This is a genomic window from Streptomyces sp. SID14478 (genome assembly GCF_010548525.1).
In the GTDB taxonomy this organism is placed as follows: domain Bacteria; phylum Actinomycetota; class Actinomycetes; order Streptomycetales; family Streptomycetaceae; genus Streptomyces.
Genome location: NZ_JAAGMG010000564.1, coordinates 1 through 4071, shown reverse-complemented (window position 1 = coordinate 4071; position 4071 = coordinate 1). Strand labels below are relative to the sequence as shown.

The 4071-nt window shown below is 73.1% G+C and carries 3 protein-coding genes; 1 reads left to right on the top strand and 2 read right to left on the bottom strand.

From position 1 onward, the window contains the following. Positions 1-589 (bottom strand): SDR family NAD(P)-dependent oxidoreductase (locus G3I40_RS18690; protein ID WP_164303278.1); only part of this gene is annotated, 589 nt, incomplete at its 3' end. Between the two features lie 156 nt (positions 590-745). On the opposite strand from G3I40_RS18690, the gene G3I40_RS18685 reads away from it, so the two are divergent. Next, a complete protein-coding gene (locus G3I40_RS18685; protein WP_164303277.1) occupies positions 746-2593 on the top strand; it encodes an NAD(P)/FAD-dependent oxidoreductase in 1848 nt (615 codons plus the stop codon). On the opposite strand, the gene G3I40_RS18680 is transcribed toward G3I40_RS18685, so the two are convergent. Then, positions 2550-4071, bottom strand: a 1522-nt coding sequence (locus tag G3I40_RS18680) for a subtype B tannase (RefSeq protein WP_164303276.1), incomplete at its 5' end; no start/stop codon positions are given. The two genes, G3I40_RS18685 and G3I40_RS18680, sit on opposite strands and share 44 nt — an antisense overlap.

Sequence of the window (4071 nt, the reverse complement as noted above, 5' to 3'; positions counted from 1 at the left end):
CGTCGTCGTCCATCACCCCCGCGACGTTGGCGAGGCCGTGCACCCGCCCGCCCGCCGCGGCCAGCACGGCGGCGCCGGAGGCGGGCGCGGTGATGTCCGCGGTGACGGGTACGACGGCCTCGCCCAGATCGGCGGCCAGCGCGGCGAGTCCCTCGGCACGCACGTCCACGGCGACCACCCGGCCGCCCTCGCGCACGATCCGCGCGGCGACGGCCCGCCCGATCCCGGAGGCCGCGCCGGTGACGACGACGCTCTGACCGGCGAAGCGGCCCGGCGTGACCTGCTCGGTCCACTGTTCCGGGGCGCCGATCTCCACCCCCGGGTCCGGCTGCGTGGCCACCGCCGGGGGAGCGGTGGGCACCCCCTCGGGGACCACTCCGGTCCCGGCGGCGGTGACCAGCACGTCCACGAGCCCGGGCGGGAACTTTCCGCCGGACACCGTCATGAGCTGTTCCAACGGCAGCGCCAGGGCGGGCGCGAGGACTTCCTCGCTCTGTCCCTGCGAGGCCAGCAGGGAGCGCAGGACCTGCCCGGCGGCGGGGTCCGCCAGCCAGTCGCGCAACGGGGATGCGGGGGTGAGGTGGGACATCGCGGGCCTTTCGGATCGGGGCGCTCGCCTGAACCGGACAGTGTTGTCCGGTTCCTGGGTTACGGTACCTGTGGCCGCGCGGAACGTTCCCGCGAGGGCGCCAACCCCGCCTGCGCGGCGCCGAATTCACCTCCCCCCACGAGAGGAACGCGCAGCATGCCCCTGCCCCACCACGACACCCCGCCGACCCCGCAGGAGACCGCCCGCCTGCGCGAGCGCTACCGCGTCGAGCGGGAGCGCCGCGTCCGCCCCGAGGGAACCGCCCAATACCGCTCCACGACCGCGGAGTTCGGCTATTTCGCCGCCGACCCGTACGTGGACGAGGTCGCGGAGCGCGCGCCGCTGCGCGACGTGGTGGACGTCGCGGTCGTCGGGGGCGGCTTCGGCGGGATCCTGGCGGGCGCGCGGCTGCGCCAGCAGGGCGTGGCGACGGTCCGCGTCGTCGAGAAGGGCGGCGACTTCGGCGGCACCTGGTACTGGAACCGCTACCCCGGTGTCCACTGCGACATCGAGGCGCACGTCTACCTGCCGATGCTCGACGAGACCGGCTACGTACCCGAGTGGAAGTACGCCCCGGGCGAGGAGATCCGTCGCCACGCGGTGCGCATGGCCGAGCGGTTCGACCTGTACCGGCACGCCCTCTTCTCGACCGCGGTCACCGCGCTCGACTGGGACGGGGCGGCCCGGCAGTGGGTGGTCACGACCGACCGCGGCGACGCGTTCCGGGCCACGTACGTCGTCGCCGCCACCGGCACCCTCACGGAGCCCAAACTCCCCGGCATCCCCGGCATCGAGGACTACCGCGGCCACACCTTCCACACCTCCCGCTGGGACTACGGATACACCGGCGGCAGTCCCGAGGGCGGCATGACGGGGCTCGCGGGCAAGCGGGTCGGTGTCGTCGGCACCGGCGCCACCGGAGTGCAGGTCATCCCCGAACTGGCCAAGGACGCCGGGCAGTTGTACGTGTTCCAGCGCACGCCTTCCGCGGTGGACGTGCGCGGCCAGCGGCGCACGACGCCCGAGGAGGTCGGCGCGGACCGTCCGGGCTGGGCGGCCGAGCGGCGGGAGAACTTCCTGCGGATCGTCTCCGGCGAGGACGCCGGGCAGGATCTGGTCGCCGACGGCTGGACCGCGTCGGCAGGCCTCCTGGAAAAGCTGCTGCCCAGCTTCCGCCGCGGAGGCGCACCGGACTTCGAGGCCGCCTACGAGGCCGCCGACCACGCCGCGATGCGCCGGATCCGGGAGCGCGTGGCCGCCGAGGTGAGCGACCCGGCCACCGCCGAGGCGCTCAAGCCCTGGTACCGGTACGCGTGCAAGCGCCCCACCTTCTCCGACCGGTACCTGCCCGCGTTCAACAGGGACAACGTCACGCTCGTGGACACCGCCGACAGCCACGGCATCGAGCGCATGACGGAACGCGGCGTCGTCGTGGGCGGCGTCGAGTACCGGCTCGACTGCCTGATCTTCGCCACCGGCTTCTCGGTGGGTGTCTCCGGCATCACCTCCGGGACGCTGCCCGTGACCGGCCGCGACGGCGTCCGGCTGACGCAGGAGCGGGCCCGGCGCGGCCCGCGCAGCCTGCACGGCTTCACCGCCAGCGGCTTCCCGAACCTGCTCCAGATGGGCTCGCTGCAGAACGCCAGCAGCGTCAACTACTCGCACATCCTGGACGAGCAGGCCGTGCACGTCGCTGCCCTCGTCGCCGGTGCGCAGGAGAAGGGTGCCGTCGTGGAGCCCACCGTCGAGGCCGAGGACGCCTGGACCGAGGTCTGCCGGCAGGGCGCCCCCGACCACGAGTGGTTCCACGCCGAGTGCACCCCCGGCTACTACAACGCCGAGGGCCGCGGCCGGCCGAACGGGCCGACCGCGTACCCGCACGGCGCCGTCGTCTTCCACGAACTGCTGCGCCGCTGGCGCGCGCAGAACCTCGTCGAGGTCCTGCGGGACGGGCCGGACGTCAGCGCGCGTGGTGTCCCGTCACCTCGGCGATCCAGGCGATGAAGTCCGCCGGGTCGGTGTTGGCGCCGTGCCCCTCGTCCCAGTAGTAGAGGTGGTCGACGTCGTCACCGAGGCCCGCGGCGCTCGCCGCGAGGTTCGCGGAGACGGTCAGGGCCGTGTCGCTGTCCTTGGTGCCGAGGCGGATCCACCAGTGCTTGGAGCGGCCCGGGTTCTTCTTCCCGAGGTGGTGCATCGGGTTCATCAGGTCCAGTTTCCCGGCGATGTCGCCGGCGACCCGCTTGCTGCTCAGGCCGGTGGAGTCGTTCCTCGCGCCGTACGCCGTGAAGTGCCGGGACGGCGTGGTGCCCGCGCCGAACTCGTTGTTCTCCCCGGCGGACAGGTCGAACGCGTCGAAGGCGGGGGTGTCCTTCTTGCGCGCGCCCACGTGCGTGAGGAAGTCCTCCCACGTGAACGTGGCCTCGCCGTTCTTCCACGTGAGGAAGGTGTGGGCGGCGAGGTAGGTCGCCCGGTCGGTGTCCGACAGGCCCTTCAGGTACGTCGTCGCCGACGGCTGCAAGTACTGCTCGATCAGGTAGGTGTCGAAGTTGCGGGCGGTGAGCGGACCGAATCCGTCCAGGCCGCGCAGCCTCAACCGGGCCTGGTACTCGGCGAACTGGGACGTCAGGTCCTTGGAGACCTGCCGGTCGACCGGTGCGCCGCTGCTGAGCGGGTTGCCGCCCCAGTTCCACTCGTACGCGCCGTCGGCGTGCTCGAGATCCGTGATCGGGCACCAGGTGCCGGTCGCGAAGACGGCGTCGGAGGCGTCGGCCGCGCCCAGCTCCCGCAGGTACGCGTCGTAGAGCGGGCTGTCGCCGGAAGCGCCGAGCAGGGCGGACAGGGCGCCGCCCGCGCTGGTGCCTGCGGACACGATCCGGTCGGTGTCGCCGGGGATGAGGCCCTTGTTGGCGCGTACGTAGCGCACGGCGGCCTTGAGGTCGACGATCGCGGCGGGGGCGGTGCCGTAGTAGTCGCCGTCGTCGTCCTTGAGGGTGCGGCCGCGGGCGCCGGGTTCGACGACGACGTATCCGGCGGCGAGGGCGAGGAGCTGGTTGCTGTTCAGGGCGCCGCCGGTGGCATTGGTGCCGCCGTCGGCGCCGGGAGGCGGGGTGCCGGGGCCGCCGCCGGGCAGCCCTCCGCCGCCGGGCATTCCTCCGCCGCCGACGGCGGTGGCGTCCGCGACCGAGGACGGCAGGTAGCCGCCGACGGAGTTCGCGAAGAGGATGGGCGCGTCGCTCGCGTCGACGGCCTTCCCGTCGATCTCGACGGGAACACTGACGACGAGGCTCTGGTACTTCTCGTCGACGGGCTTCTCGACGTAGGTGAGCGCCTTCCAGAAGCGGTACGTCACCTCCTTGTCGCCGTCGTCCGTCGTGACGGTCAGGGTCAGTTCGGTGTACGCGTCCGGGTCGAAGGCGAGGGGTCCCGGCCCCTTCGCGGACCGCGGCGCGCTCGCGGGCGCTGCCTGTGCGCTGAGGGCGGTG

Bases quoted from the DNA above. Each gene is read 5' to 3' on its own strand.
- G3I40_RS18685 (WP_164303277.1), top strand. From the start codon at position 746: ATGCCCCTGCCCCACCACGACACCCCGCCGACCCCGCAGGAGACCGCC.